The following is a 26,456-nucleotide window of genomic DNA, read 5'->3' as shown; positions in this document are numbered from 1 at the left end:
GAAATCAAACCCGGCGGCGCCGGGCGGGCTGGTTCGGTTCAGGCAGCGGCTCGGGTTTGCCGAGTACTTCCCGTTTGCCAAGTTCTTCCCGTTTGCCATGGATCGAGGCCTTTAGCCAATGCCGAAATGCCGCCAGCTTGGGGGTGTCGGCCCTGGCCTCGGGCGACACCAGGTAGAAGCCGGCGTCCGCCGGCAGGGCGATATCGAACGGCACCACCAGGCGGCCCTTGGCGATATCGGCCTCGACGTAGGAGGTCCGGCCCATCGCGACGCCGAGCCCGTCGATTGCGGCCTGCAGGGTCATGAAGGTGAGATCGAAGGTGACGCCGGGTTGTTTCGAGAGGTTGGTCGGCAGGCCCGCGGCCGTCAGCCACAGCCGCCAGTCGTCCTCCGCTCCGCCGCTGGTGTGAAGCAACACGTGGTCGGCGAGATCCTCCGGCTGCCGCAGCGGCTTGTCGCCCGCCAGCAAGGCCGGACTGCAGACCGGGAACAGCTGGTCGGCCATCAGCCAGTCGGCGCTCAGGCCCGGCCATTGGCCGCGGCCATAGCGGATCGCGGCGTCGACATCGCCGCTCTTGAAATCGACGAGGCTGGTCGAGGTGGTGATGCGGACGTCGATCCCGGGATGCGCCTCCTGGAACGCGGAAAGTTTCGGCAGCAGCCACTTCGCCGCCAGCGAGGCCAATGTGCTGACCGTCAGCACATGGTCGCTATCCCGGCGCTGCAGCCGGTCGGTGGCGAGCCTGAGGTCGTTGAACGCGGCGCGGACCCCGGGGAGATATTCCTTGGCCGCCGGCGTCAGCGTCAGCGCGCGGTTCTGCCGGACGAACAGTTTGATGCCGAGTTCCTGCTCGAGCCGCCGGATCTGATGGCTGATCGCGGTCTGCGTGACGTTCAGCTCGGACGCCGCAACGGTGAAGCTCAGATGCCGGGCCGCGGCCTCGAAGGCACGCAATCCATTCAGCGACGGCAATCTCGCGGTCATCCCGGATCATCCAAATGCATGAGCTTATATCATGCGAAGCGGTACAAAGTGTCGTTTGCCGAAAGCCCGAAAGACACAGATATTGGCAACAACAGCTTAGCCACAGGAGATGAACATGTCCACTTTGACCCATGAATCGATGATAAATCATCATCAATTCGGTGCTTTCGCCGGGGTTGTCGATACCTTCCGCGTCTGGCGCCAGCGCCAGCAGGACCGGCGCGCGCTCGCGCAACTGTCCGCCCGTGACCTGCACGACATCGGCCTGTCCTGGAGCGACATCGTCTACGAAGCCGAAAAGCCGTTTTGGCGGGCTTGAGCAGCAGCCAGGCCGGCGCCGCCTCGTGAGGGGGGTGCCGGCCATCGACTTTTCGAAACCCAAGGCATTCCAGCCATGACCGCGCTTCGTCTCGACGACCTCCGGCAGCATTCCGATATCCTGCGCCTGCGCAGCGGCAAGTCGCTGACCGTGCGCTTCGTCGAGCCCGATGATGCGGAGATGGTGCAGGGCTACTTCCGGTCGCTCTCGACCCGTTCCCGCTACAATCGTTTCCTCGGCGCCATCAGCGAACTGCCGCCGGCGGAGCTCGATCGTTTCGTCCATGTCGGGGAGGCCGACCGCTTCAGCGTGGTTGCCGTCATGACCGTCGACGGCGCCGAGACCATCGTCGGCGAAGCCCGCTATGCGTTCGACGCCGAAACCGACAGTTTCGAATTCGGCCTGTCGATCCATGACCGCTGGCAGGGCCACGGCGTGGGTTCAGCACTGCTCGGCAATCTGGAATGCCGGGCCGCGGCGTTCGGCGCCATGCGGCTGTTCGGCGATACGCTGCGCTCCAACGACGCCATGCTCGGCCTCGCCCGCAAGTCCGGTTTCGCGTTCACGCATTCGCCCGGCGACTGGAAGCTGGTGCGCTTCGAAAAGCACATCGACGTCGCGCCGGAGGAAATTCCCTGCGCCAGCTGGCGGCTGGCGGCCCGGCAGATGGCGCATCAGGTTCCGGTTTGAAGAACTAGCTTCCCTTGAACACCGGCTTGCGCTTGTCGATGAAGGCCTGCACCGCTTCGCGGTGATCGGCCGTCGTGGTGAGGCGGACCAGCCGTTCCGCCTCATGGTCGCGCGCGGTGGCGAAATCGAACAGCAGGGCTTCGTCGAGATTGTCCTTCATGTAGCGCAACGCCAGCGTCGGCCCTTCCGCCATCGATTTCGCCAGCGCAAAGGCCGCTTCCTGAAGCTTGGCGTCCGGCACCACGCGGTTGACGAGACCGATCGCTTCGGCCCGCTTCGCCTCGACCTTGTCGGAGGTGAACATCAGCTCGCGCGCCCGCGATGTTCCGACCAGCCGCGTCAACAGCCATGCGATGCCGTAGTCGCCGCTCAGAGCCACCCGCAGATAGCCGGTGGAGACGAAGGCCGATTCGGCGGCGATGCGGATGTCGCAGGCCATGGCCAACGCAAGGCCGGCGCCAACCGCGGGGCCGGGCAGCGCTGCGATGGTCGGCTTGCGCACCGAGACCAGTGCGCCCGTCAACAACCGCTGACGCTCCTGCAGGTCGGCGACTTTCTCGTCATAGGACATCTCCAGCTTTTTCCTGTCGCGATGGGCGCCCATGCCCTTGACGTTGCCGCCGGCGCAGAAGGCGGTGCCGGCGCCGGTGATCAGCAGCGCGCCGACGTCGGGGTTCTCGCCGCTGACCTTGATCATGTTGCGCAACGCCGGCGTCAGATTGTCCGACATCGCGTTGCGGACTTCCGGGCGATTGAGCGTGATGATGGCGACGCGGTCGCGGATGACGCACAGCAATTCATTGGTGCCGGTGTCGATGGTGATCTCGGTGGTCATGTTTCCCCCAATTTGTTTTTGTTATTGTCTCCGTCATTCCGGGGTGATGCGAAGCAGGTGTGGTGCTATGCACCATCCCGGAATGACGGTGTTGCGCTAAAACTTCTCCACCCACGGCCGCAATTCCTGCTCCCAGGTCCAGGCGCTGCGCGGCTGCTGCAGCACGTTCCAGTAGCTCAAGGCAATGGCGTCGGGATCGAGCATCGAATCCGGCCGGTCGGCGGGCTCGCTGCGCGCCGTGCTGCGGATGCCGCCGTCGATGACGAAATGCGCGACGTGAATGCCCTGCGGCGACAATTCGCGCGCCATGCTCTGCGTCAGCCCGCGCAGCGCGAACTTGCCCATCGCAAAGGGTGCGGATTGCGGATAGCCCTTGATGCTGGCCGAAGCCCCGGTGAACAGGATCGCGCCGTGCTGGTTCGGCAGCATCCGTCGTGCCGCCTGCTGCGCCACCAGGAAACCGCCGAACGCGCTGACGGCGATGGCTTGCGCGACATCCGCCGGCACCAGATCGGTGAACGCGCCGCGGGCACGGCCGCTGGCGTTGTAGACAACGAGGTCCGGCGACCCGATCTCGCGCTCCACCATGCCGAACAGCCGCTCGACTTCATCAGGATCGGTGGCGTCGCAGGCAAAGGCGCGGGCGCCGGTCTCGGTGCAGAGCGCCCCCAACTTTTCGATCTTGCGGGCGGCCAGCGCGACGCGAATGCCCTGCTTGGCGAACAGTCGCGCCAGCGATGCACTGAGGCCTTCGCCGGCGCCGACGATCAGGGCAATCTTGTAGTCAGGCATTTCCATGGGCTGTCCTCGAATGGCGGGGAGTCCGTATCTAGGCGCGCAATCCTGCAAGGCAACCCGCCGCGGCCAGCACCATGTCGAGCGCGCTCTTGTCGGGCACTTCGGCGTATTTGGCGCGCAGCATGCCGAGCGACCGCGCGTGATATTTCTGCGGCTTCTGGGTCCAGACCTTGTCGCCGAGCGTAACGCTGAATTCTTCCCTGGCTTCCCGCAGCGCGGCCTCGTTGGCGAGCGTCCACGGCCAGAATTGTCGGCCGACCTGCTTGACCAGGATCGGCATCAGGGTCGGCGCAAGCGTGGTCCAGCCTTCGAACGCGCCTTCCGCCCGCGGCCACAGCATGCGGTGGATCCAGTCGAGTACATGCGGCGCATTGCCCTCGATCAGAGCGCCGGCGGTCGGATCGGTCCACAGCTCGTAAAACTGGCCCCAGAGACCGAAGTCGCCGAACGCGGGCCGTCCGCCGAACAGATAAGGCCGCTTGGCGAGGTGATCGTCGAGCAGGCCGAGCATGTCCCCAAAACCTTCCTCGATCTGCGGCGCGGTCAGTTCGTTCGAGCCGACGAACCAGACCCGGCTCACCATGCGGGTCCGCACCTGGTCGGCGAAGGCGTCATGCTCGGCTTCGCTCGCTTTCGGGCTGCGCATCCGGGCGATGCGCCCGGCCGATGCGCGCTGATCGACCTCGCGCGCCCAGCGGTAGTGAAACATCCATTTGTTACCCCACTCGTCGCCGAATTCCTCGATCAGCGTGGAGACGTAGTTGGCGATGGCGTCGTCCGGATGGATCGACGGCTGCGGATGCAGCTTCTCCATCTGCTCGATGATCGGAGTGGAATCCTGGATGCCAGTGCCCTCGGGCGTGATCACCAGCGGAATGATCGGCATTTTGGCGTATTTGTCATATTCCGCCTGGCTTGCCGCATTGCGCAAAACCCATTGGTGCGGAATGGCCTTGTAGCGAAAATAGGAGCGGACCTTGACCGAGTAGGGCGACATCTCGGCGCCGATGATGCGGTATCCGTCTGCCACAGGGTGATCCTCCAATTATGTTTGTTGACGGCGTTGTCGCCTGCTTTATCGGTAGGTGGTCTATAGCAGGCAATATCGGGCGGAACGAACAAGAGTCAAAAAATGCAGCCACTCAAGCACGATCGCGCAAGTCTTGCTCCCGGCCAGCCGGGATTGCTCGCGCCGGACACAACGGGGATGAATTTCTACCGCGCCGATCCGGCACTGACGGATCTGTTGCGCATTCATCTGCCGGAAGCGCTGTTCCGCCATATCGAGCCGCATCTCGACCGGCTCGGCGGCCTCGCCGGCGGCCATCTCGACGAATGCGCGCGCCTGTCGGACCGCCACACCCCGGTGCTGCACCAGCGCGACCGCTTCGGCCGCGACGCGCAGTGGATCGAATATCATCCGGCCTATCGTGAGCTGGAGCGCGCCGCGTTCGGCGAATTCGGCATTCACGCGATGTCGGTGCGCAAGGGCATCCTGGGCTGGCCGGACAAGTATCCGGTCGTCGCCAAGCACGCCTTTACGTTCCTGTTCAACCAGGCCGAATTCGGGCTGGGCTGTCCGATCAACGTCACTGACGGCTGCGCCAAGCTGCTTGCGAATTTCGGCAGCGAGGCCTTGAAATCGAAATATCTCGATGGCCTGACCCAGACCGACATGAGCAAGCTCACGCAGGGCGGCCAGTTCATGACCGAGAAGGAAGGCGGCTCCGACGTCGGCACGCTGACCACGACGGCGGTGCAGGAAGGCGATCACTGGCGGCTGACCGGCGAGAAGTGGTTCTGCTCCAATGCGGACGCCAAAGTCGTGATGCTGCTGGCGCGGCCGGAAGGCGCAGGGCCGGGAACGCGCGGCGTCGGCCTGTTCCTGATGCCGCGGACGCTCGACGACGGCACCCCGAATCATTACCGGATCGTCCGTCTCAAGGACAAGCTCGGCACCCGCTCGATGGCCTCGGGCGAGATCAAACTCGAGGGCGCGATTGCCTACGCGGTCGGCAAGCTCGACCGTGGCTTCGTGCAGATGGCCGAGATGGTCAATTCCTCGCGGCTTTCCAACGGCGTCAAATCCACCGCGCTGATGCGGCGCGCGCATCACGACGCGATGACGGTGGCGCAGAACCGCGTGGTGTTCGGAAGCCGCATCGTCGATCTGCCCCTGGCGCGGCGACAATTGATGAAGATCATGCTGGCGACCGAGCAGGCACTGTCATTGAGTTTCCTGACCGCTGACGCGCTCGACCGCGCCGAGGCCGGTAGCCAGGACGCGGCGGCGCTGTTGCGCATCCTGACCCCGACGCTGAAATTTCGCGCCACCCGCGACGCCCGCAAGGTCTGCGGCGACGCGCTCGAGATGCGCGGCGGCATCGGTTACATCGAGGAATTCGCCACGGCGCGGCTGCTGCGTGACGCCCATCTCGGCTCGATCTGGGAAGGCACCGGCAACATCGTTGCAATCGACGCGCTTAAGCGCGCCGTCGGCCGCCATGGCGCCGAGGCCGCATTGGCCGCCGACCTGCATGCCCGGCTCGACGACAGCGCCAATGTGCCGCAGGCCTGGCGCGGCCGCCTGCGCGATCTCACCGATCGCGCCATCGGCTTCGCCCGCGAGGTCGCAAGCCGCATGGACAACGAAGCCGACGCGCGGCGCGCCACCAGCCTGCTCTATCACGTCGCCAGCGCCGTGGCGCTGGCCTGGGAAGGCGGGCGCATCCACGAGATGCGCGGCGACGCACGGCGGCTGCTGCTGTCGCGGATGGTGATCGATCACCGGGTCGCGGCGAGCGATCCGTTCCGGCTCACGGAAAATGCGGCGCAGCGCGCCATCACCGGCCATCTGCTCGACGATCGCGCCGTCGGGATGGCCGAGGTTGGCGAATTGCTGAAGGTAGCTTAGTCTCCAACGCGTGATCTTACCTCTCCCACAAGGGGAGAGGGGCGCACCTTTCGCGTTTCAAAGGCTTGAACATAAACAAAAGAGGAAACACCGATGAAGGCCGCCGTCCTGTTTGAAGTCAACAAGCCGCTCGTGATCGAGGACGTCAGCCTTCCAAATCCCGGCCCGCGCGAGGTCCTGATCCGCACCGCGGTCGCCGGGCTCTGCCACTCCGACCTGCACTTCATGGAAGGGCTTTATCCGCATCCGCTGCCGGCCGTGCTCGGGCACGAATCGGCCGGCGTGGTCGAGAAGGTCGGTTCGGACGTCACCTATGTGAAGCCCGGCGATCACGTCGTCACCTGTCTTTCGGTGTTCTGCGGCACCTGCGACAACTGCACGACCGGACGGCCGGTGCTGTGCACCGACACCACCGTGAAGATGGTGCCCGGCGCGTCCAACCGGCTGTCCTGGGCGCGGTCGGAGAAACTGCATCAGTTTCTCAACCTGTCGTCGTTTGCCGAGCAGATGCTGGTGCACGAAAACGCCATCGTCAAAATCAAGAAGGAGATGCCGCTCGATCTGGCGGCGCTGATCGGCTGCGGCGTGATCACAGGCTATGGCGCTGTCGTGAACACCGCCAAGGTCCAGGCCGGTGAGACCGTCGCCGTGATCGGCTGCGGCGGCGTCGGCATGGCAGCGATCAACGGCGCCGCGATCGCGGGCGCCGGCCGGATCATCGCGATCGATACCAATCCCGCAAAACTTCAGCTTGCCACCAAGCTCGGCGCCACCGACGTGGTCGATCCCCGCAACGGCGACGTGGTGCAGCAGGTGCGCGAACTCACCAGCGGCGGCGTGAATCACTCCTTCGAGGTGCTGGGCCGCAAGGAGACCGCGGAGCAGTCCTTTGCGATGCTGGCGCCGGGCGGCACTGCGACCATCGTCGGCATGATCCCGTTCGGCCAGAAGATCGAACTGCACGGCTTCGACTTCCTGAGGGAACGCAGGATCCAGGGCTCCTCGATGGGCTCGAACCATTTCCGCGTCGACATGCCCCGCCTGGTGGAATTCTACATGCGCGGCAAGCTGCACCTGGAAGACTGGATCTCGGCCAAGCTGAAGCTGTCGGAGATCAACGAAGGCTTTGCCGCGATGAAAGCCGGCAAGACCGTGCGCAGCGTCATCATGTTCGATGCATGAGCGAGGTTTGATTGTTGCGAGAGTCTAAGTTGCCGGCATGGCCGGGCTCGTCCCGGCCATCCACGTTTTTGCGGCGATTGGGACGTGGATGCCCGGCACAAGGCCGGGCATGACACCTTCCTCAAATCATCTCGACACATGCGCCGATACCGCGAGCCAGCGGCCGTTCTGCCTTGCCCAGACGTCGGTGTAGCGTCCCGTGCCCGGCGTGCCGTCCGGCATCGTGTAGCGCGTGGCGGCATGGATGATGGCGAAGTCGCCCATCAGGCGGATCTTCACGTCATGCGCCTCGAGATTTTTGATCGCCACCGGCACTGCGGTCTGCTTGAGGAATCCGGCGCGATCGACCAGCGTCTTGTCGGGATTGGAGCAGTAGAAATCCGCGGCGAGGATTTCGTCGAAGCGTTTGACGTCGGAATGCTGCACGGAATTGACGTAATCGCGATTGAGGCTGGTCAGTTCGGCAAGGTCGTTTCGCATTTCCTAATCTCCCATGCCAAACCCTCATGGTGAGGAGGCGCGTCAGCGCCGTCTCGAACCGTGAAGGCCAATCATGTCTCATCCTTCGAGACGCGGTGAAGGCGCCGCTCCTCAGGATGAGGCAAGATCTAATCATCAAACATCGGCGGCGGCACGAAGCCGCCGAATTCGCGCTCGATCAGTTCCGCCAGCCTCAGGGGCGTGCGATCTTCCAGCCAGGGGCCGAGGATCTGCACGCCGACCGGCAGGCCCTGCGGCGACAGGCCGAGCGGGATCGCCGTGGCCGGCAGCCCGGGCAGGGTGGCGATGCCGGGCCATGTCAGTTGATCCGTATAGACGTAATCCTTGCCGTCGATCTTGATGCGGCGCGCTTCCTGGTCCGGCGAATGATCGTGCGGGTAGGCCGGCGTCGGCATGATCGGGCAGATCACCGCGTCGAAAGTCTTGAACAGCTCGCGCCACTGCGCGCGCAGCCGGGCGCGCGCGCCGTCGTCGAGTACCCAGTCGCGATGACTTTGCGTCATGCCGCGCAGACGTTCGGCGGCAAGGCTCCTGTTGTCGGCCTTCAACTGGGCGGCGCCGGCCTGCGCGCCTGCGACCGCCTCCAGCGGAAAGAACGCCCCCAGGAACGCCATCAGCATCCGCATGTAGAGCCGCGACGAATCCGCAAAGTCCGGCCACAGCGGGCTTTGCCGCGCGACGCTCACCCCGGCTTTGGCGAGGCTGCCCGCGAGCTTGTCGATGGCGCCGCGAATGTCCTGGTCGGCCGGCAGCACCGGATCGCTGTCGACCACCAGCACGCGAAAATCCTTCAGCGCGTTGTGCCGCGGCGGCGGCAGCGCAAGCCTGTAGCCGACGCCCATGTCCAGCGGATCCGGTCCCGCCATCACGTCGAGCAGCAGCGACAGATCGGCGGCCGAACGCGCCATCGGGCCGATCACGGCCATGTCGCGGTCGAGCGGCATCGCCGGGAACGGCGGCGGCGTATGCCCGCGCACCGGCGCCAGATTGTAGGTCGGCTTGTGCGCATAGACGCCGCAGTGGAACGCCGGCACCCGAAGCGAGCCGCCGATGTCGGAGCCGAGCGAAAGCGGGCCGTAACCAGCGGCCAGCGCCGCCGACGATCCGCCGGAGGAGCCGCCGGGCGTGCGGCCGAGATCAAACGGATTATTGGTGGTGCCGTAGATCTCGTTGTAGCTCTGCCAGTCGGCGAGGCCGACCGGCACGTTGGTCTTGCCGAGGATCACGCCGCCTGCAGCCTTGACCCGCGAAACCGACAGTGCGTCTTCGCCCGGCACGAAATCCTTCTGCGGCGGAAAACCCCATGTCGTGGGCAATCCGGCAATATTGAAGGATTCCTTCACCGTCATCGGCAAGCCGAGCAGCGCTCCGGTTTCGCCGCGCGCGCGTGCTGCGTCGGCGGCGCGGGCCGCTTCCAGGCCGCGCGCGAAATCGCGCACGCAAATCGCATTGATCTTGCCGTCGTGGCGCTCGATGCGCCCGATCGCGTCCTGCGCCAGCTCGACGGCGGAGACTTTTTTCGCGGCGAGGGCTGCGGATAGTTCAGTCGCGGATCTGAAACTCCATTGCGATTTGGCCAAGGCGTTGCTCCTGCTGACTTTTGCTTGGGAGGGATGATGCTCAGTTTGCGAACGGGCCGCAAGACCGGTGCGTCATGCATCGACGCATCGTGCGACCCTTCGCTCGCCGCGTTACCTAGGCCCTATGCGGCCGCTGCGCTTGACCGGAATTGCTGCTGCAATCTGCGCAGGTCTGCTACGCCCCGCCGATCAGAATGCCGACGGCGAGCACGATGGCGCCGCCGAGCACGATCTGGAACGCCGCCTGCATGAACGGCGTGTCCATATAGCGCGCGCGAATATAGGCGATCGCCCACAATTCGAAGAACACCACGATGCCAGCGATCGCGGTCGCGATCCAGAATGCATTGGCCCAGCTGTCCGGCACCAGATAGGGCAGGGTATGGCCGAGGCCGCCCAGCGTCGTCATCAGGCCGCAGGTCACGCCGCGCAGCCACGGCGAGCCGCGCCCGGTCAGTGAGCCGTCGTCGGACAGTGCTTCGGCAAAGCCCATGCTGATGCCAGCGCCGATCGAGGCGGCAAGTCCCACCAGAAAAGTCTGCCAGTTGTTATGCGTCGCGAATGCCGCCGCGAACAGCGGCGCCAGCGTCGAGACCGACCCGTCCATCAACCCGGCGAGACCGGGCTGCACATATTGCAGTACGAATACGCGCCGGCGGGTCTTGTCCTCCTGTTCTCGAACGTCCGGGCTGAGGATCAGGTCGGTCAGCCTGGCCGCGACATTCTCATGGCCCTTTTCCGCTTCCGCGAGATCGCCGAGCAGCCGGCGGACGCCGACGTCGTGGGTCTGCTCGGCGGCCTTGACGTAGAACCGTTCGGCCTCGAACTCCATCGTCTCGGCTTCCTTGCGGATGGTGTCGAGCGACAGATTCTTGGTCAGCCAGACCGGACGGCGGCGCAGGAATCCCTTGACGTTTTCTCTTCGGATCGGCGGCAGGTTCTCGCCGAAACGCTTCTCGTACATTTCGAGCAGCATGTGGCGATGGCCCTTTTCCTCCTCGGCCATCTCCTCGAATATTTTCGCCGATTCGGGATAACGCTCCGCGAGGTCTTCCGCGAAGGTCATGTAGATGCGGCTGTCTTCCTCCTCCGCGGAGATCGCAACCGCCAGGATTTCGCGCTCGGTCAGGTCGGCGAAATTCTTCACAACGACGCCTCTGCTGGATAATTTAGAACCATTCTAAATCTTATAGAGGGGCGCCGTTGGCAGGTCAATTCATCGCCGCCCGGCAGCTTGGTGCAGGAAGGCGAGCAGCAGCCGGCTCACTTCGGCGGGCTGTTCCTGCTGCACCCAGTGGCCGGCGCCGTCGACGAGATGGCAGCCGATCATGCGCGTGCAAGCCGTGGTCTGCATCGCCTCGAACACACCGGGGCGCTGGTAGGTTCCCCAGTCCTGCTTGCCCGAGATGAAGCAGGAAGGCACGTCGATGGTCCGGTCCGACCAGGTCTGCAGTTCCGCAATGAATTCGCCCGAGGTGCCGCAGCGATACCACTGCAAGCCGCCCTGGAATCCGGTGCGCTGATATTCGGCGCTGTAGAAGGAAAGTTCGCGGTCGGGCAGCCATTGGTTGGCGGCGATTGCGGCGGCGGACGGCATTTCCCCCGCGACGGTGGCGGCCATGTTCTTGGCGAGGTCCATCACGTAATAGGTCGGCAGCTTGGCGAGTTCGCTCGCGGTCCAGCCTTGCAGCGGATAGGGCGCGTTGGCTTTCCAGTCCGCGCTCTTGTGATGGTAATAGGCGCGCAGGAAATCATGCACGCCTTGCGGCGCGTGGTGCATGTCGGCGTTGGCTTCGCGCGTCGAGTAGTACCATTGATAATGCTTGCGCGGCCGCGGCAGCGCCGCGAGCTCGCGATGCACGGGATCTTCCGGCTTCGACGTCTGTGGCGCATCCACTGTGTTGAAGGCGATCTGCGGCGGGCCTCCGAACGGCGCGCTCATCAGCGCGACCGACCGGAACACGTCGGGCCGCACCAGCGCGCACCAGGCGGCGACGGAGGAGCCGAAATCATGCCCGACCACGGCGTCGACATGGCGATAGCCGAACGCCGAAACCAGGCCCAGCGCGTCGCGCACCAGATTGAGCAGCCGGAACGAAGCGAGGTCGCCGTCGTAGTCCGGATCCCACCCGGTGGTGCGGCCATAGCCGCGCTGGTCCGGCGCGATCACGTGATAGCCGGCTGCCGCCAAAACAGGCATCACCTTGCGCCAGCTGAAGGCGAGTTCCGGAAAGCCGTGCAGCAGCAGCACGCAGGGCCGGCCCTTGGTCTCGAAGCCAGCCTCCAGCACATGCATGCGCAGGCCGTTGATGTCTTCGACGTAGCGGGAGCGGATGGAGGAGGGCAGGGGAACGTCGGGAAGGGAGGTCATTGGTCGAGCCCCTTTCTTCCCTCTCCCCTTGTGGGAGAGGGTGGATCAATCGCGCAACGCGCGATTGAGACGGGTGAGGGGTTTGTCTCCGCGGATAGAGACCCCACATCCGCCTTCGCTTCGCCGTAGCCGATGCGAAGCATCGGCGTGCTTAAGAACGGCGGCCGAAGGCCGCCTATGGGCCACCTTCTCCCACAAGGGGAGAAGGGAAGGAAGTCACACCTTAACCGCCGTCTTCGGCCAATACTTGTCGCGCAAATGGCGCTTGACCAGCTTGCCGGTCGGCGTCCGCGGCAACTCCGCTGCGAAGTCGATGCTCTTCGGGCATTTGATCGGCGACAGATGCTTGCGGCAGAACAGGATCAGTTCGGCCTCGAGTTCCTTGCCGGCCTTCGCCATGTCGTGCGGCTGCACCACCGCCTTGACCTCTTCGCCCATCTCCTCGTTCGGCACGCCGAACACCGCAACGTCGGCGACGCCAGGATGGGTGATCAGCACGTCCTCGGTCTCCTGCGGATAGATGTTCACGCCACCGGAGATGATCATGTAGGACTTGCGGTCGGTGAGGTAGAGATAGCCTTCCGCGTCGAGATAGCCGACGTCACCGAGCGTCGACCAGCCCTTGGCGTTGTAGGCGCGCTTGGTCTTCTCGGGATCGTTGTGATAGGTGAAGACCGGCGCGTCGGCGAAATATACCGTGCCGATCTGGCCCACCGGCACTTCCTGTTCGTTCTCGTCGAGGATCTTGATCTTGCCGACCACGGCGCGGCCGACGGTGCCGCGATGGGTCAGCCATTGCTGCGAAGTCGAGACCGTGACGCCGTTGCCTTCGGAGCCGGCGTAGTACTCGATCAGGATCGGTCCCCACCACTCGATCATCTTGGCCTTGACGTCGATCGGGCAGGGCGCGGCGGCGTGGATCGCGCCCTTCAGCGACGAGACGTCGTAGCGCCGGCGCACTTCGTCCGGCAGTTTCAGCATCCGCACGAACATGGTCGGCACCAGCTGCGACTGGGTAATCTGGTATTTCTCGACCAGCTTGAGGAATTCCTCGGCGTCGAAGGATTCCATGATGATCGAGGTGCCGCCCAGCGTGATCGCCATCATGTTGAAGCGCAAGGGAGCGGCGTGATAGAGCGGCGCCGGCGACAGGTAAATGCTGTCGGAATTCATCCCGCACATGTCGGCGCAGAGGATCTTCAGGAACGGGTTCGGCAGATCGATCGGGTTGTGCTCGGATTCGCGCTTGATGCCCTTGGGGCGGCCGGTGGTGCCCGACGAATACAGCATGTCGTAGCCGGCGACCTGGTCCGCAATCGGCGTGGTCGGCTGCGCCGCCGCTTCCTTGTCCCAGGAGCGGAAGCCGGGCAGCGGTTCGTCGAGCATGTAGAACACGGGCTCGCCGGGCGCGCCCTGCACCAGCCCCTTGATCTGCTCGGCGCATTTCGGTGACGTGATGACGACCCTGGCGCCGCAATCCCCGATGATGTAGGCGATCTCGTCCTGGGTGAGGTAGCGGCTGATCGCGGTGTAATACAGTCCTGAGCGCTGCGCCGCCCAGCAGATCTCCATGAACGCCAGCCGGTTCTCGATCAGGAACGCGATGTGATCGCCTTCCTTCAGCCCGAGCGAGCGGAACAGCTGCGCGCCCTGGTTCGACAGCTCGTCGAGCTCGCGATAAGTGATCGCCTTTCCGGTGCCGGCCATCTGATAGGCGATCTTGTCCGGCTGGGTCCGCGCGTAGACGGAAGGGTGGGTCATGGGGGTTTCCTCGGGAGTTTTTATTGTTTACGTCGTCCCTGCGAATGCAGGGACCCATAACCACAGGTCCGAGCTTTGAAACGAGCTGGAGCTCCAGCTCAGTGCAATCGCGAACATTCGTGGTTATGGGTCCCGGCTCAAGGCCGGGACGACACCTTTGTTGTGGCCGCTTTTCTTACAGCCGCTCGACGATGGTGACGTTGGCCATGCCGCCGCCTTCGCACATGGTCTGCAGGCCGTAACGCTTGTTGCGCTGCTTGAGCGCGTTGATCAGCGTGGTCATCAGCTTGGTGCCGGAGCCGCCGAGCGGGTGGCCGAGCGCGATGGCGCCGCCGTTGACGTTGAGCCGCGCCGGATCCGCGCCTGTTGTCTTCAGCCACGCCGTCGGCACCGAGGCGAAGGCCTCGTTGACCTCGAACAGGTCGATGTCGTCGATCGACATGCCGGCCTTCTTCAGCGCGCGCTCGGTGGCGTGCAGCGGCGCGTCCAGCATGATCACGGGATCGCCGCCCATCATGGTCATGTGATGAACCCGCGCCAGCGGCTTGACGCCGAGCGACTTCAGGCCCCTTTCGTTGACGACCATCACGCCGGAGGCGCCATCGCAGATCTGGCTGGAGCTGGCGGCGGTGAGCTTGCCGTTCTCGGCGATCAGCTTGACGCCCCTGATGCCCTCAAGGGTGGCGTCGAAGCGGATGCCTTCGTCGATGTGATGGGTGTCGGTCGAACCGTCCGCGCGGGTGATCTGCAGCGGAATGATTTCGTCCTTGAAGCTGCCGGCCTGGGTCGCGGCGATGGCGCGCTGGTGGCTTTCAAAGGAGAACCTGTCGAGATCGTCTTTGGAGAGGCCGTATTTCTCCGCCATCATTTCCGCGCCGGTGAACTGGCTGAACACGATGTTCGGATATTTCTTCTCGATGCCCGGGCTCTTGGAAGTGCCGAAACCGTTCTTGGCCGGCAATTGCGACGACAGGCCCATCGGCACCCGGGTCATCGATTCCACGCCGGCGGCGATCACGATGTCCATGGTGCCGGACATCACCGCCTGCGCCGCGAAATGCAGCGCCTGCTGCGACGAGCCGCACTGGCGGTCGACCGAAGTGCCGGGCACGCTCTCCGGCAGCTTCGAGGCCAGGATGGCGTTGCGCGCCATGTTGTTGGACTGTTCGCCGACCTGCATGACGCAGCCCATGATCACGTCTTCGACCTGGTCGGGCGCCGCACCCGAACGATCGACCAGTGAATTCAGCACGGACGCGGCGAGATCGGCCGGATGCCAGCCGGCGAGGCGTCCCCCCTTGCGGCCGCCTGCGGTGCGTGCGGCGGCGACGATATAGGCCTCGGCCATGACTGTTCTCCCTGATTGTTTTGGATGGGGTTTGAAAGATGGGCCGGATTTAAGAGAGGCAGGAGGATTTAGTCAATCAATCAATTAACTCTTGAGGTGAGCCCCATCATCGGGTTATCTGCGCCCGGATTTCCCGGCAGCAGGTGATGGGATCAGAGTTGAATACCAGCGTACCGGCCCGGCTTCCGGGTGGCAAAAACTCAACGGCGGAAAAGCTCCTCGTCGCGGCGAGCGAGCTGATGATCGAGCGCTCCTCGATCGATGTGTCGCTGAGCGACATCGCGCAGAAATCCGGCGTCAACGCCGCGCTGGTCAAATATCACTTCGGCAACAAGGACGGCCTGCTGCTGGCGCTGTTGGCGCGCGACGCCGCGACCGAGGTGGCGAACCTCGAATATCTGCTGGCGCAGGCGATCACGCCGACCGCGAAACTGAAGCTGCACATCGCCGGCATCATCCGGGCGTATCACCAGTTTCCCTATATGAACCGGCTGATCCACTATTTGCTGCATGAGAGCAGCGTGGAAGCCGCCGACGAGGTCTCGAAATTCTTCGTCGCGCCGCTGCTGGAATTTCATCGCCGGCTGCTGGCGGAAGGCATCAAGGCCGGCGAGTTCCGCGATATCGATCCGGTGCTGTTCTACACCAGCCTGATCGGCGCATGCGATCATCTGTTTTTCGGACGCCACGCGATGTCGCGCGCCACCGGCGTCGGGCCGGTCACCGACGAAGTCTGCCGCCAATATATCAGGCACATGGAAGCGCTGATTTGCGGGGGGATGCTGGAAGAAAAGAAGGGGCGAATAGCGAATGGTGAGTAGCGAATAGATTTCTTCTATTCGCCATTCGCTATTCGCCATTCGCCCAATACAGAAGAAACGCCCAAGGAAAGGTCTCTATCATGCAGTTGCAAGACGTTGCCGTAATCATCACCGGCGGTGGCTCCGGCCTCGGCGCCGCCACCGCGCGCGCCATGGCGGCCAAGGGCGCGAAAATCGGCGTGCTCGACCAGAGTAAGGAAAACGCCGAGAAGGTCGCAGCCGAAGTGAAGGGCATAGCCCTGCATGCCGACGTCACCGACGAGGAACAGGTCAAGGCCGCGCTCGCCAAGGCCGAAGCCGCTCACGGCATCGCCCGCGTGCTGATGAATTGCGCCGGCATCGGCGGCTCGCAGCGCATCGTCGGCAAGGACGGCGTCTATCCGCTGGCCAAGTTCGTCCGCGTCATCAACGTCAACCTGATCGGCACCTTCAACGTGCTGCGGCTGTTCTCCGAACGGCTGGCGACCGCGGCTCCGGTCGGCGAGGAGCGCGGCGTCATCATCAACACCGCGAGCGTCGCGGCCTATGAGGGCCAGATCGGCCAGATCGCCTATTCCGCATCGAAAGGCGGCGTGGTCGGTCTGACGCTGCCGGCGGCGCGCGATCTCGCCAGCCTCAAGATCCGCGTCAACACCATCGCGCCCGGCCTGTTCCTGACGCCGCTGCTGATGGGCCTGAACGAGGAAGCCCGCAAGAGCCTCGGCGCGCAGGTGCCGCATCCGGCCCGGCTCGGCGACGCCTCCGAATACGGCAACCTCGCGGTGCACATCGTCGAGAACCCGATGCTGAACGGCGAGACCATCCGTCTCGACGGCGCCATCCGCATGGCGCCGCGGTAGCAAACTCTGTCGTCGTCCCCGCGAACGCGGGGACCCATACTCCGCGGCGGTAATTGTTTCGGGAGGTCTCTGCCACCATGCCCAGATCGAAACGGCACGGCGTATGGGTCCCCGCGTTCGCGGGGACGACGATAGTGCGGAGGTCAGCGTGACCCGACCGCTGCTGATCGAACACGATGACGGGGTCGACCGGGTGACGCTCAATCGCCCGGACAGCCTCAACGCGCTCAATCCAGAGATGATCGACGCGCTGAACGGCTATTTCGAGGGTCTGCAGCGCAACCGCGCCACCCGCGTGGTGGTGCTGAAGGGGGCGGGTGCGTCGTTCTGCGCCGGGCTCGATCTCAAGCACGCGATGGCGCGCCGCGCCGGGCAGCAGGAGCCGCCCGGCGTCACCGAGTCGCTGGATTCGCAGCGCCGGATTGCCGACATCGTGATGCTGATGCGGCGCTGCCCGCAGCCGATCATCGCGCTGGTGCAGGGCTCCGCGGCCGGCGGCGGTTTCGCGCTGGCGCTCGCCGCCGACATCCGCATCGCCACCAGATCGGCGCGGATGAACTGCGCCTTCATCAAGCTCGGGCTAGGCGGCTGCGACATCGGCACCAGCTATTTCCTGCCGCGGCTGGTCGGGGTGTCGGTCGCCTCCGAACTGATCCTGACCGGACGCTTCATCCATGCCGAGCGCGCGCTGGCGGTCGGTCTGGTTTCCGAAGTGGTCGAGGAGGGCGGGCTCGATGCCGCCGCCGAACCCTATGTCGAAGCGATGATGACGGCCTCGCCGGTCGGTTTGCGGCTGTCGAAGGAATGCCTCAACATGAGCGTCGATGCCGGCTCGATCGAGGCGGTGATTGCGATGGAAGACCGCAATCAGGTCCTGTGCAGCCGTTCGGAAGATTTCAACGAAGGCATCAGGGCCTTTCTGGAAAAGCGAAAGCCTGTCTATATCAGGCGTTAAGAAAAGCGGCCGCCAAGGCCAAGTTCCGGGAGACGCAAAATGGATGGGAATGCCGCCGCGGTGCTGACCAAGCCAGGCTTTCGCAAGATCGAATGGCTGGAGCGCGACATCGCGGTCGAGCGGCGGCCCGACGGCGTCATCATCCTGAAGTCGCGGATTCCGCTGAAGGCTTACGAGAAACATATCCCGGCCTCGCTGGCGAAATGGGCGAGCGAAGCGCCCGAGCGAACCTGGCTGGCGCAACGCGGCGGCGCCGACCGGCAATGGTGCAAGCTGTCCTATGGCGAAGCCAAGCGCACGGTGGACGGGCTGACGCAGGGACTGCTCGATATGAAGCTCGAGCCCGGCAGCCCGGTCGCGATCCTGTCAGGCAATTCGATCGAGCATGCGCTGATGACGATGGCGGCGATGCAGGCGCGGCTACCGGCTGCCCCCGTGTCGCCGGCCTATTCGCTGATGAGCCACGATCACGTCAAACTGAAATATCTGTTCGACCTGATCAGGCCGAGGGTGGTGATGGTGCAGGACGGCCCGGCCTTCGAGAAGGCGCTTAAGGCGCTCGATCTCGACGGCGTCACCGTCATCCATGTCGCTCGTCCCTGCGAAGGCATCAAGAGCGTCGCCTTTGCCGACCTCGCAGCGACGCCGGTGACCGGGGACGTCGCGGAGTCGATCGCGCAAATCACGCCGGATACGGTGGGAAAACTCCTGTTCACCTCCGGCTCCACCGGCATGCCCAAGGCCGTCATCAATACCCAACAGATGATGTGCGCCAACGCCGCGATGATGATGCAGGTGCGGCCGCGCGATCCGAATGCGCCGCTCGCCACCTATCTCGACTGGATGCCGTGGAATCACACCATGGGCGGCAATGCGCTGTTCAATCCGGTGCTGACCGAAGGCGGCACGCTCTACATCGACGACGGCCGGCCGATGCCGGGCATGATCGAGGAGACGCTGCGCAACCTGCGCGAGATCTCGCCGACCTATTACGCCAACGTGCCCGCCGGCTACGCCGCGCTCGCGGCAGCGATGGAGAAGGATGACGTGCTGTGCCGCAGCTTTTTCAAGAATCTCGGCCTGATGGCCTACGGCGGCGCGCGGCTGCCCGACGATCTCTATGACCGGATGCAGGCGTTGGCGGTGCGCGCCATCGGCGAGCGCCTCGTGTTCTACACCGGCTGGGGTTCGACCGAAACCGCGCCGACATCGACCGGCACCTATTGGAACACCGAGCGCGTCGGCCTGATCGGGCTGCCGTTCCCCGGCGTCGAATTGAAGATGGTGCCGGTCGGCGCGAAATATGAATTGCGCCTGCGCGGAGTCAACGTCACGCCCGGCTATTTCGGCCGGCCCGATCTCACCGAAGCCGCGTTCGACGAGGAAGGCTTCTACTGCATCGGCGACGCCGGCGTGTTCGTCGATCCCAATGATCCGCTGCAGGGCATCATCTTCGCCGGCCGCGTGGTCGAGGACTTCAAGCTCACCACCGGCACCTTCGTCCATGTCGGCTCCTTGCGTACCGACGCCATTGCTGCCGCCACGCCGGTGGTGCAGGACGCGCTGGTCACGGGGCAGGATCGCCCGTTCGTCGGATTGCTGGCCTGGCCCAATCTGCACGCCTGCCGGCAGATCACCGGCAACCCGGATGCGAGCTACGAGGACGTGGTCAGGCATCCCGAAGTGATCGCCTGCCTGAAGCGCGGGCTGGAAGCGCATAACAAGTCGACCGAAGGCGCCAGCAGCATGCGCGTGGCGCGCGCCATGCTGATGGTCGAGCCGGCCTCGATCGACGGCAACGAGCTTACCGACAAGGGCTACATCAATCAGCGCGCCGGGCTCGAGCGCCGCGCCGCGCTGGTGGAACGGCTCTATGCCGATCCGCCCGGCGAAGACGTCATCATCCTCAACTAGACCGCATCATCAAGAAGAGTAGCCAACATGAACTTCGATTTTTCCGACGAACAGAAGCAGATGCGCGACGAAGCGCGGAAATTCCTTGCTGAGAAGTGCCCGCCGAAGGCGGTGCGCACCGTGCTCGACGGCAATGCCAGTTATGACAAGGATTTGTGGCAGGGCCTTGCCGAGATGGGCTTCCTCGGCGTCGCGATCCCCGAGGAATTCGGCGGCGCCGGCGCCGGCCATCTCGAGCTCTGCGTAATCGCCGAAGAAATGGGCCGCGCGCTGGCGCCGGTGCCGTTTTCCTCGACCGTCTATCTCGCGGCCGAAGCGATCCTGATCGCCGGCAGCGCCGCGCAGAAGAAGAAGTGGCTTCCCGCCATCGCCTCGGGTTCGGCGATCGGCACGCTGGCGCTGTTCGAAGGCAAGGGCAATCCCTCGCCCGAAGCGATCAAGCTCGCGGCCGCCGGCGGCACGCTCAACGGCGTCAAGAAGCCGGTACCCGACGGCGCCATCGCCGACTTCGCCATCGTCGCTGCCCGCACCGGCTCGACGGGGCGCGACAGCGATATCTCGCTGTTCCTGGTCGACATGAAGGCCGGCGGCGTCGAAGCCAAGGCGCTGACCAGCCTCGATCCGTCGCGCGGACAGGCCGAACTCACTTTTAAGAACTGCAAGGCCGAGCCGCTCGGGGCTGCCGGCGAGGGCTGGAGCGTGTTGTCGCAGGTGCTCGACCGCGCCGCGGTGCTGATGGCGTTCGAACAGGTCGGCGGCGCCGACCGCGCGCTGGAAATGGGTCGCGACTATGCGCTGGATCGCATCGCCTTCGGCCGGCCGATCGGCTCGTTCCAGGCGGTGAAACACATGCTCGCCGATATGTACGTTTCGGCGACGCTGGCGCGCTCGAATTGCTACTACGGCGCCTGGGCGCTCTCGACCAACGCGTCGGAACTGCCGGAGGCCGCTGCGGCTGCGCGCATCAGCGCGACGCAGGCGTTCCAGCATTGCGCCAAGAACAACATCCAGGTGCATGGCGGCATGGGCTTCACCTGGGAATTCGACTGCCACATGTACTACCGCCGCGCCAACGCCACCGCGCTCGGGCTCGGCAGCCTGTCTTATTGGGAAGACGCGTTGATCGACCGCATGCGCAAGCGGAACGCGGCGTAACAAGTCTCACAAAGGACAACGTCCATGAACTTCGATGACACCCCGCAGGAGGCCGCGTTCCGCGCCGAGGCGAAGGCCTGGATCGCCGCCAACGCGCCGAAGCAGTACGAGGAAGAGTTGCGCAAGTCCTCGCTGGGCCGCACCCAGCTCAAGGGCGCCAATATCCTCGAAGTGGCAAAAGTCTGGCAGAAGAAGAAGGCCGATTCCGGCTGGGCCTGCCTGCACTGGCCGAAGGAATATGGCGGGCGGGGTGCGTCGCCGATCGAGCGCGTGATCTGGCAGCAGGAAGAGGGCCCGTTCGGCAAGCTCTCCGGCATGTTCATCATTGGCCACGGCATGTGCGGCCCGACCATGATGGCCTTTGCCGGCGAGGACCAGAAGCGCAAATACCTGCCGCCGCTCGCCTCGGGCGAAAAGATCTGGTGCCAGTTGTTTTCCGAACCCGCCGGCGGTTCCGACGTCGCCGGCCTGCGCACGCGCGCGGAGAAGAAGGGCGACGACTGGATCATCAACGGCCAGAAGATCTGGACCTCGGGCGCGCATTACTCGGACTACGGCATCCTGCTGACGCGCACCGATCCCAACGTCGCCAAGCACAAGGGCCTCACCATGTTCTTCCTGGACATGAAGAGCCCCGGCGTCGAAGTGAAGCCGATCAAGCAGGCCAACGGCGCGTCCGACTTCAACGAAGTTTACTTCACCGACGTGAGGATCCCGGATTCGCAGCGGCTCGGCGCCGTCAATGACGGTTGGAACGTGTCGCTGACCACGCTGATGAACGAGCGGATGTCGATCGGCGCCGGCGTCTCGACCGGTTTTCCGGAGCTGTTCGAGTTCTGTAACGGCCTGATGCTGGACGATGGTCCTGCGATCGAAGACCGCAATGTACGCTCCAAACTCGCCAACTGGGCGGTGAAGGCGAGCGGGCTGAAATACACCAGCATGCGCGCGATCTCGGCGCTGTCGAAGGGCGAACGCCCGGGGCCGGAGAATTCGATCGGCAAGCTGGTCGCGGGTTCGATGATCCAGGACGTCGCGGCCTATGCGCTGGACCTGCAGGGTGCGGCCGGCGTGTTGAGCGGCCCCGAGGATGCCGAGGCCACCGGTAAATTCCAGGCCATGCTCCTGCGCGCCCCCGGCACCCGCGTCGAAGGCGGCACCGACGAGATCATGCGCAACATCATCGCCGAGCGCGTGCTCGGCCTGCCCGGCGACATCAGGGTCGACAAGGACGTGCCGTTCAACAAGATACCGACCAAGGGACGGGGATAACGAATATGACCTCATCCTGAGGAGCCACGCGAAGCGTGGCGTCTCGAAGGATGGGCCACGGGCCACATGGTTCGAGACGGCGCTTGCGCGCCTCCTCACCATGAGGGTTTGAGATTGATGCAAAGATTGGAAACTTGAGAGGTTCGCCATGAATTTCGATGATACCCCGCAGGAAGCCGCGTTCCGCGCCGAGGCCCGCAAGTGGATCGCCGCCAACGCGCCGAAGCAGTACGAGGCGGAGCTTTCCAAATCCTCGCTCGGCCGCATCCGGCTGCAGAACGACGACATCGTCGAGGTCGGCAAGGCCTGGCAGAAGAAGAAGGCCGATGGCGGCTGGGCCTGCCTGCACTGGCCGAAGGAATATGGCGGGCGCGGCGCCACGCCGATCGAGAGGGTGATCTGGCAGCAGGAAGAGGGCGTCTATGGCAAGCTGACGCAGCCGTTCCAGATCGGCGAGGGCATGTGCGGCCCGACCGTGATGGCCTTCGGCAGCGAGGAGCACAAGCGCCACTATCTGCCGAAGCTCGCCTCCGGTGAACAGATCTGGTGCCAGCTGTTTTCGGAGCCGGCGGGCGGTTCCGACGTTGCCGGCCTGCGCACCCGTGCGGAGAAGAAGGGCGACAACTGGATCGTCAACGGCCAGAAGATCTGGACCTCCGGCGCGCATTACTCCGACTACGGCCTGCTGATCACGCGTACCGACCCCAATGTGCCGAAGCACAAGGGCCTGACCATGTTCTTCCTCGACATGAAGAGCAAAGGCGTCGAGGTGCGGCCGATCAAGCAGGCCAACGGCATGCAGGAGTTCAACGAAGTCTATTTCACCGACGTCGTCATTCCCGACAGCCAGCGTCTCGGCAATGTCGGCGACGGCTGGAACGTGTCGCTCACCACGCTGATGAACGAACGGATGTCGATCGGCGCGCGGCTCGCGACCGGATTTCCTGAATTGTTCGAGTTCTGCTCCAGTCTGATGACGGAGGACGGCCCTGCGATCGACGATCGCGCCACCCGCTCGAAACTCGCGAGCTGGGCGGTGAAGGCGAGCGGGCTGAAATACACCAGCTATCGCGCGGTATCGGCGCTCTCCAAGGGCGAGCGCCCCGGTCCGGAGAACTCGATCGGCAAGCTGGTCGCCGGCGTCATGCTGCAGGACATCGCGGCCTATGCCATGGACCTGCAGGGCGCCGCCGGCGCCCTCACCGGCGCGGCGGAGGAGGCGACCGCGGGCCAGTTCCAGCAGATGCTGCTGAGCGCGCCCGGCACCCGCATCGCCGGCGGCACCGATGAAATTCTCCGCAACATCATCGCCGAGCGCGTGCTGGGACTGCCCGGCGATATCCGCGTCGACAAGGACGTGCCGTTCAACAAAATCCCGACCAAGGGGCGCTAGACATGGCAGATGCCGCTGCGAAGGCGCCAGGAGCGCGCTATACGGCCGAGGACCGCATCGGCGTGCTCGAGGAACTCCTGAACGAGCGCTATTCGGTCCGCGCCTTCCTGCCGCAGCCGGTTCCCCGTGAGACTATCGAGCATGTGCTCACGGTGGCGCAACGGACGGCATCATGGTGCAACAGCCAGCCATGGCAGGTCTTGATCGCAAGCGGCGAAGCCAAGGAGCGCTTCCGCAAGCTGATCTACAAGGAAGCGGCTTCCGGCGCCGAGGACGGCCATGATTTTCCGCCGCCGCGGGAATATCGCGGCGTCTACCTGGAGCGGCGGCGCGAGAGCGGCTTCCAGCTCTACAACACGCTCGGCATCGCGCGCGGCGACAAGGCGGCCTACGCGAAGCAGGCGCTGGAGAACTACAATTTCTTCGGCGCGCCGCATGTCGCGATCGTTCATACCGACGAGCCGCTCGGGGTTTACGGCGCCGTCGATTGCGGCGCCTATGTCGGCAACTTCATGCTGGCTGCCCAGGCGCTCGGCCTCGGCACGATTCCGCAGGCGGCATTGGCGCGGCATTCCGGCTTGATCCGCAGCCACTTCAAGCTCGGCGACGACCGCCGGGTGGTCTGCGGCATCTCATTCGGCTATGCGGATCATGCCCACAAGGTCAACAGCTACCGGACTTCGCGCGCCGGCATTGCCGACACCGTCACTTTCTTCGACGAATAGCCGTCATGGCAGCAGCGCATGCGCGATCATGGCAATGCAGGTCGCAAGTCCGATCGCGGGCACCCAGGTCGGAACCGTGACATGGGGAACGAGCGATTCCACTCCACGCCAGCGAAGCCACAACAGGGCAAGATTGACGACCGCAAATACCGCAAGCGTCGCCAGTGACGTAAGCTCCGCCAGCGGCGTCAGCGGCACCAGCAATGCCAGCGGAACGATCGCCAGCACCACGAATGCGGTGGCGGGTAACGGCGTGCGCGTGCGCGGGTTCACCCGGGCGAAAAAGGCGGGCAGGCTGCCTTCGCGCGCGAGGCCGTAGATCACCCGCGCCGCCATCGTCATTTGCGCCAGGATCGTATTCAGTGTCGCCACGATGGCGATCGCGCTGATCGTCGCCGGGCTGACGCCGGCGACTTCGCGGAACACCAGGCTGAGTGGGGCGGTGGACGAGGCCAGCCGCCCGGTGGGAACCGCGCTGACCGCGATCGCGGCTACCAGCACGTACAGCACCGTCGAGATCAGCAGCGTCAACACCATGGCGCGCGGAATGTCGCGGTGCGGCACCCGGGCTTCCTCGACGATGTTGGCGAGATCTTCGAAGCCGATGAAGGCAAAGAAGGCGAGCAGCCCGCCGAAGGCAATGCCCGACAGCGCGGTGGTGCTGATGGGCGGCAGGGTGGTGATTGCCGCGGCGAACGGCAGATCATTGGAGACCGCAGCCAGGATGACGATGAGCAACCCGCCGACCTCGATCAGGGTGAACAGGCTCGCCAGCACGACGGATTCCAGAATGCCCCATGCCGCGACGCCGCCGAGCAGCGCCAGCACGGCCAGCGCGATCAGATATTGCGGCAGGGGGATGAATTGCTGGATGTAGCCGACCGAGCCGAGCGCAACGGCGGCCGAGGAAATCACGCCGATGGCGACGGACAACAGGCCGACTGCGGTAGCGAAGGCCCGGGACTGGAAGGCCGCCATCACATAGGCCGCCTCGCCGGCGCTGACCGGAAAGCGGGTCGACAATTCGGCGTACGACGCCACCGTCAGCGCCATCACCGCCGCGGCAAGCACGAACGACCATGGCGCAAAGGTGCCGGCGTGGCCGGCAACCTCGCCGATCAATACGTAGATGCCGGCGCCGATCGTGATGCCGGTCCCATACAGCACCAGCAGCGGCAGACCCAGCCGGCGCCGCAACGGCACCGCGCTCCCGGCCGGCGGATCGGCCGTCATTTAATGCGAGAACAGGATCGGCAGCGGCGGCTTCGACAACAGGCTCCGGGTCGCGCCGCCCAGCACGAACTCGCGCAGCCTCGTGTGTCCATATGCACCCATCACCAGCAAATCCGCAGTTTGCGACGAGGTGTAGGATTCGAGCACTTCGCCGATCGATTTTCCCTTGGCGTCGACCTTGTCCAACACGACATTGATGCCGTGCCGGGCCAGGTTCTTGGCCACCTCCTCGTCGGAACGCTTGGTGTCGAGCGCCTTTTCATTGACGACCGTCACGATGCGCACCTGCTTCGCCAGTTCGAGCATCGGCAGGGCGTCGGAAATCGCTCGCGCCGCCGCGCGGCTGAAATCCCAGGCCACTGCCACCGTCCCGAGCTGGAACGGCCGGCGCTTCGGGTTCTCCGGCAGGATCAGGGTCGGCCTGCCCGATCCGAATATGATGGCTTCGGCGTACCATTGATCGGAAGCCGCGGGCATCGGCAGGATGGTCAGGTCGCGAAGCCGCGCATATTCCACCAGGATATCCGGGACCTCCAGCGTGAGGCATTTCTCGAGGATCGTCTCATGCAGGATGCCGGCTTTCTGCGCGGCCGCATCGAACGCGGCCAGCAGGTCGTGGGCGTTCTTCCGGCTCTTGCCGGTTTCGGCCGCGATCATGCCGCTGACCATCGAGGCCGAGACGAAGTGCCCCGGCAACTGAACCCGGGTCTCGCAAGAAAGCGCCGCGAGATGCGCGCCGAGCGCCGCGGCGACCGAAACCGCATCCTCGACCGCCGAAACCGGCGTCGGGTCGGGGTAACTGTTGAGCGCGACAAGAATATCTTTGAACGCCATGCCTGTCTCCTATCGAGCCCGCAGTAGAGTG

Annotated in this window: 24 protein-coding genes; 12 read left to right on the top strand and 12 right to left on the bottom strand. The window is 64.6% G+C overall.

Features of this window, described 5'->3' with window-relative positions; genetic code table 11:
- Positions 1-4: 4 nt before the first annotated feature.
- Positions 5-985, bottom strand: a complete 981-nt coding sequence (locus KMZ68_RS24010; RefSeq protein WP_215613592.1) for a transcriptional regulator GcvA — start codon at positions 983-985, stop codon at positions 5-7.
- A gap of 115 nt (positions 986-1,100) precedes the next feature.
- On the opposite strand from KMZ68_RS24010, the gene KMZ68_RS24005 reads away from it, so the two are divergent.
- Together KMZ68_RS24005 and KMZ68_RS24000 are read left to right on the top strand one after the other, a co-directional pair.
- A complete protein-coding gene (locus KMZ68_RS24005; protein WP_215613591.1) occupies positions 1,101-1,304 on the top strand; it encodes a DUF1127 domain-containing protein in 204 nt (67 codons plus the stop codon).
- Between the two features lie 75 nt (positions 1,305-1,379).
- Positions 1,380-1,994: a GNAT family N-acetyltransferase gene (locus tag KMZ68_RS24000; protein WP_215613590.1), complete on the top strand. Its 615-nt coding sequence runs from the start codon at positions 1,380-1,382 to the stop codon at positions 1,992-1,994.
- A gap of 4 nt (positions 1,995-1,998) precedes the next feature.
- Here the strand turns inward: KMZ68_RS24000 and KMZ68_RS23995 are convergent, their stop codons facing one another.
- The 3 genes from KMZ68_RS23995 to KMZ68_RS23985 form a co-directional block, all read right to left on the bottom strand.
- Entirely contained in the window at positions 1,999-2,829 is an 831-nt protein-coding gene (locus tag KMZ68_RS23995) for an enoyl-CoA hydratase (protein ID WP_215613589.1), read from the bottom strand.
- A 96-nt stretch (positions 2,830-2,925) separates the two neighbouring features.
- Positions 2,926-3,627 carry an SDR family NAD(P)-dependent oxidoreductase gene (locus KMZ68_RS23990; protein WP_215613588.1) on the bottom strand — a complete coding sequence of 234 codons (702 nt, stop codon included), beginning with the start codon at positions 3,625-3,627 and terminating at the stop codon, positions 2,926-2,928.
- A gap of 31 nt (positions 3,628-3,658) precedes the next feature.
- Positions 3,659-4,657, bottom strand: a complete 999-nt coding sequence (locus tag KMZ68_RS23985) for a glutathione S-transferase family protein (protein WP_249779462.1) — start codon at positions 4,655-4,657, stop codon at positions 3,659-3,661.
- Positions 4,658-4,759: 102 nt separating this feature from the next.
- Here KMZ68_RS23985 and KMZ68_RS23980 point away from each other — a divergent pair, with 102 nt between their 5' ends.
- Both KMZ68_RS23980 and KMZ68_RS23975 read left to right on the top strand, forming a co-directional pair.
- The gene (locus KMZ68_RS23980; RefSeq protein ID WP_215613587.1) at positions 4,760-6,541 is read left to right on the top strand and encodes an acyl-CoA dehydrogenase family protein; all 1,782 of its coding nucleotides are present in this window, start codon (positions 4,760-4,762) and stop codon (positions 6,539-6,541) included.
- A gap of 93 nt (positions 6,542-6,634) precedes the next feature.
- Positions 6,635-7,723, top strand: coding sequence for a Zn-dependent alcohol dehydrogenase (locus KMZ68_RS23975; protein WP_215613586.1), 1,089 nt, complete (start codon positions 6,635-6,637; stop codon positions 7,721-7,723).
- Positions 7,724-7,849: 126 nt separating this feature from the next.
- Here KMZ68_RS23975 and KMZ68_RS23970 read toward each other — a convergent pair whose 3' ends face one another.
- The 6 genes from KMZ68_RS23970 to KMZ68_RS23945 form a co-directional block, all read right to left on the bottom strand.
- Positions 7,850-8,203, bottom strand: a complete 354-nt coding sequence (locus KMZ68_RS23970) for a nuclear transport factor 2 family protein (protein WP_215613585.1) — start codon at positions 8,201-8,203, stop codon at positions 7,850-7,852.
- A gap of 128 nt (positions 8,204-8,331) precedes the next feature.
- Positions 8,332-9,804 (bottom strand): amidase, encoded by a 1,473-nt coding sequence (locus KMZ68_RS23965; protein WP_215613584.1) that lies wholly within the window; start codon positions 9,802-9,804, stop codon positions 8,332-8,334.
- A gap of 175 nt (positions 9,805-9,979) precedes the next feature.
- Positions 9,980-10,951, bottom strand: coding sequence for an iron exporter MbfA (mbfA, locus tag KMZ68_RS23960; RefSeq protein ID WP_215613583.1), 972 nt, complete (start codon positions 10,949-10,951; stop codon positions 9,980-9,982).
- 69 nt (positions 10,952-11,020) lie between these two features.
- A complete protein-coding gene (locus tag KMZ68_RS23955) occupies positions 11,021-12,175 on the bottom strand; it encodes an alpha/beta hydrolase (RefSeq protein WP_215613582.1) in 1,155 nt (384 codons plus the stop codon).
- A gap of 216 nt (positions 12,176-12,391) precedes the next feature.
- A complete protein-coding gene (locus tag KMZ68_RS23950; RefSeq protein ID WP_215613581.1) occupies positions 12,392-13,936 on the bottom strand; it encodes an acyl-CoA synthetase in 1,545 nt (514 codons plus the stop codon).
- 175 nt (positions 13,937-14,111) lie between these two features.
- Complete coding sequence (locus KMZ68_RS23945; protein ID WP_215613580.1) at positions 14,112-15,284, bottom strand: acetyl-CoA C-acetyltransferase; 1,173 nt, start codon at positions 15,282-15,284, stop codon at positions 14,112-14,114.
- A gap of 146 nt (positions 15,285-15,430) precedes the next feature.
- Here KMZ68_RS23945 and KMZ68_RS23940 point away from each other — a divergent pair, with 146 nt between their 5' ends.
- The 8 genes from KMZ68_RS23940 to KMZ68_RS23905 all read left to right on the top strand — a co-directional run bounded on the left by KMZ68_RS23940 (position 15,431) and on the right by KMZ68_RS23905 (position 24,358).
- Complete coding sequence (locus tag KMZ68_RS23940) at positions 15,431-16,105, top strand: TetR family transcriptional regulator (protein ID WP_215613579.1); 675 nt, start codon at positions 15,431-15,433, stop codon at positions 16,103-16,105.
- 80 nt (positions 16,106-16,185) lie between these two features.
- Positions 16,186-16,944 carry an SDR family NAD(P)-dependent oxidoreductase gene (locus tag KMZ68_RS23935; protein ID WP_215613578.1) on the top strand — a complete coding sequence of 253 codons (759 nt, stop codon included), beginning with the start codon at positions 16,186-16,188 and terminating at the stop codon, positions 16,942-16,944.
- Positions 16,945-17,092: 148 nt separating this feature from the next.
- The gene (locus tag KMZ68_RS23930) at positions 17,093-17,899 is read left to right on the top strand and encodes an enoyl-CoA hydratase/isomerase family protein (protein ID WP_215613577.1); all 807 of its coding nucleotides are present in this window, start codon (positions 17,093-17,095) and stop codon (positions 17,897-17,899) included.
- 39 nt (positions 17,900-17,938) lie between these two features.
- On the top strand, positions 17,939-19,813 hold the full coding sequence (locus KMZ68_RS23925) for an AMP-binding protein (protein WP_215613576.1): 1,875 nt from the start codon (positions 17,939-17,941) through the stop codon (positions 19,811-19,813).
- 27 nt (positions 19,814-19,840) lie between these two features.
- Positions 19,841-20,968, top strand: a complete 1,128-nt coding sequence (locus KMZ68_RS23920) for an acyl-CoA dehydrogenase family protein (protein WP_215613575.1) — start codon at positions 19,841-19,843, stop codon at positions 20,966-20,968.
- A gap of 24 nt (positions 20,969-20,992) precedes the next feature.
- Positions 20,993-22,240, top strand: a complete 1,248-nt coding sequence (locus tag KMZ68_RS23915; protein WP_215613574.1) for an acyl-CoA dehydrogenase — start codon at positions 20,993-20,995, stop codon at positions 22,238-22,240.
- A gap of 148 nt (positions 22,241-22,388) precedes the next feature.
- Positions 22,389-23,633 (top strand): acyl-CoA dehydrogenase, encoded by a 1,245-nt coding sequence (locus tag KMZ68_RS23910; protein ID WP_215613573.1) that lies wholly within the window; start codon positions 22,389-22,391, stop codon positions 23,631-23,633.
- A 2-nt stretch (positions 23,634-23,635) separates the two neighbouring features.
- The gene (locus KMZ68_RS23905; protein WP_215613572.1) at positions 23,636-24,358 is read left to right on the top strand and encodes a nitroreductase; all 723 of its coding nucleotides are present in this window, start codon (positions 23,636-23,638) and stop codon (positions 24,356-24,358) included.
- 3 nt (positions 24,359-24,361) lie between these two features.
- On the opposite strand, the gene KMZ68_RS23900 is transcribed toward KMZ68_RS23905, so the two are convergent.
- The gene (locus KMZ68_RS23900; RefSeq protein ID WP_215613571.1) at positions 24,362-25,591 is read right to left on the bottom strand and encodes an APC family permease; all 1,230 of its coding nucleotides are present in this window, start codon (positions 25,589-25,591) and stop codon (positions 24,362-24,364) included.
- Positions 25,592-26,425 carry a universal stress protein gene (locus KMZ68_RS23895; protein WP_215613570.1) on the bottom strand — a complete coding sequence of 278 codons (834 nt, stop codon included), beginning with the start codon at positions 26,423-26,425 and terminating at the stop codon, positions 25,592-25,594.
- Positions 26,426-26,456 lie beyond the last annotated feature (31 nt).

Source organism: Bradyrhizobium sediminis (assembly GCF_018736105.1).
GTDB lineage: Bacteria > Pseudomonadota > Alphaproteobacteria > Rhizobiales > Xanthobacteraceae > Bradyrhizobium.
Note: the sequence above shows the minus strand (reverse complement) of the source record. Positions and strands in the feature narration are given on the sequence as shown.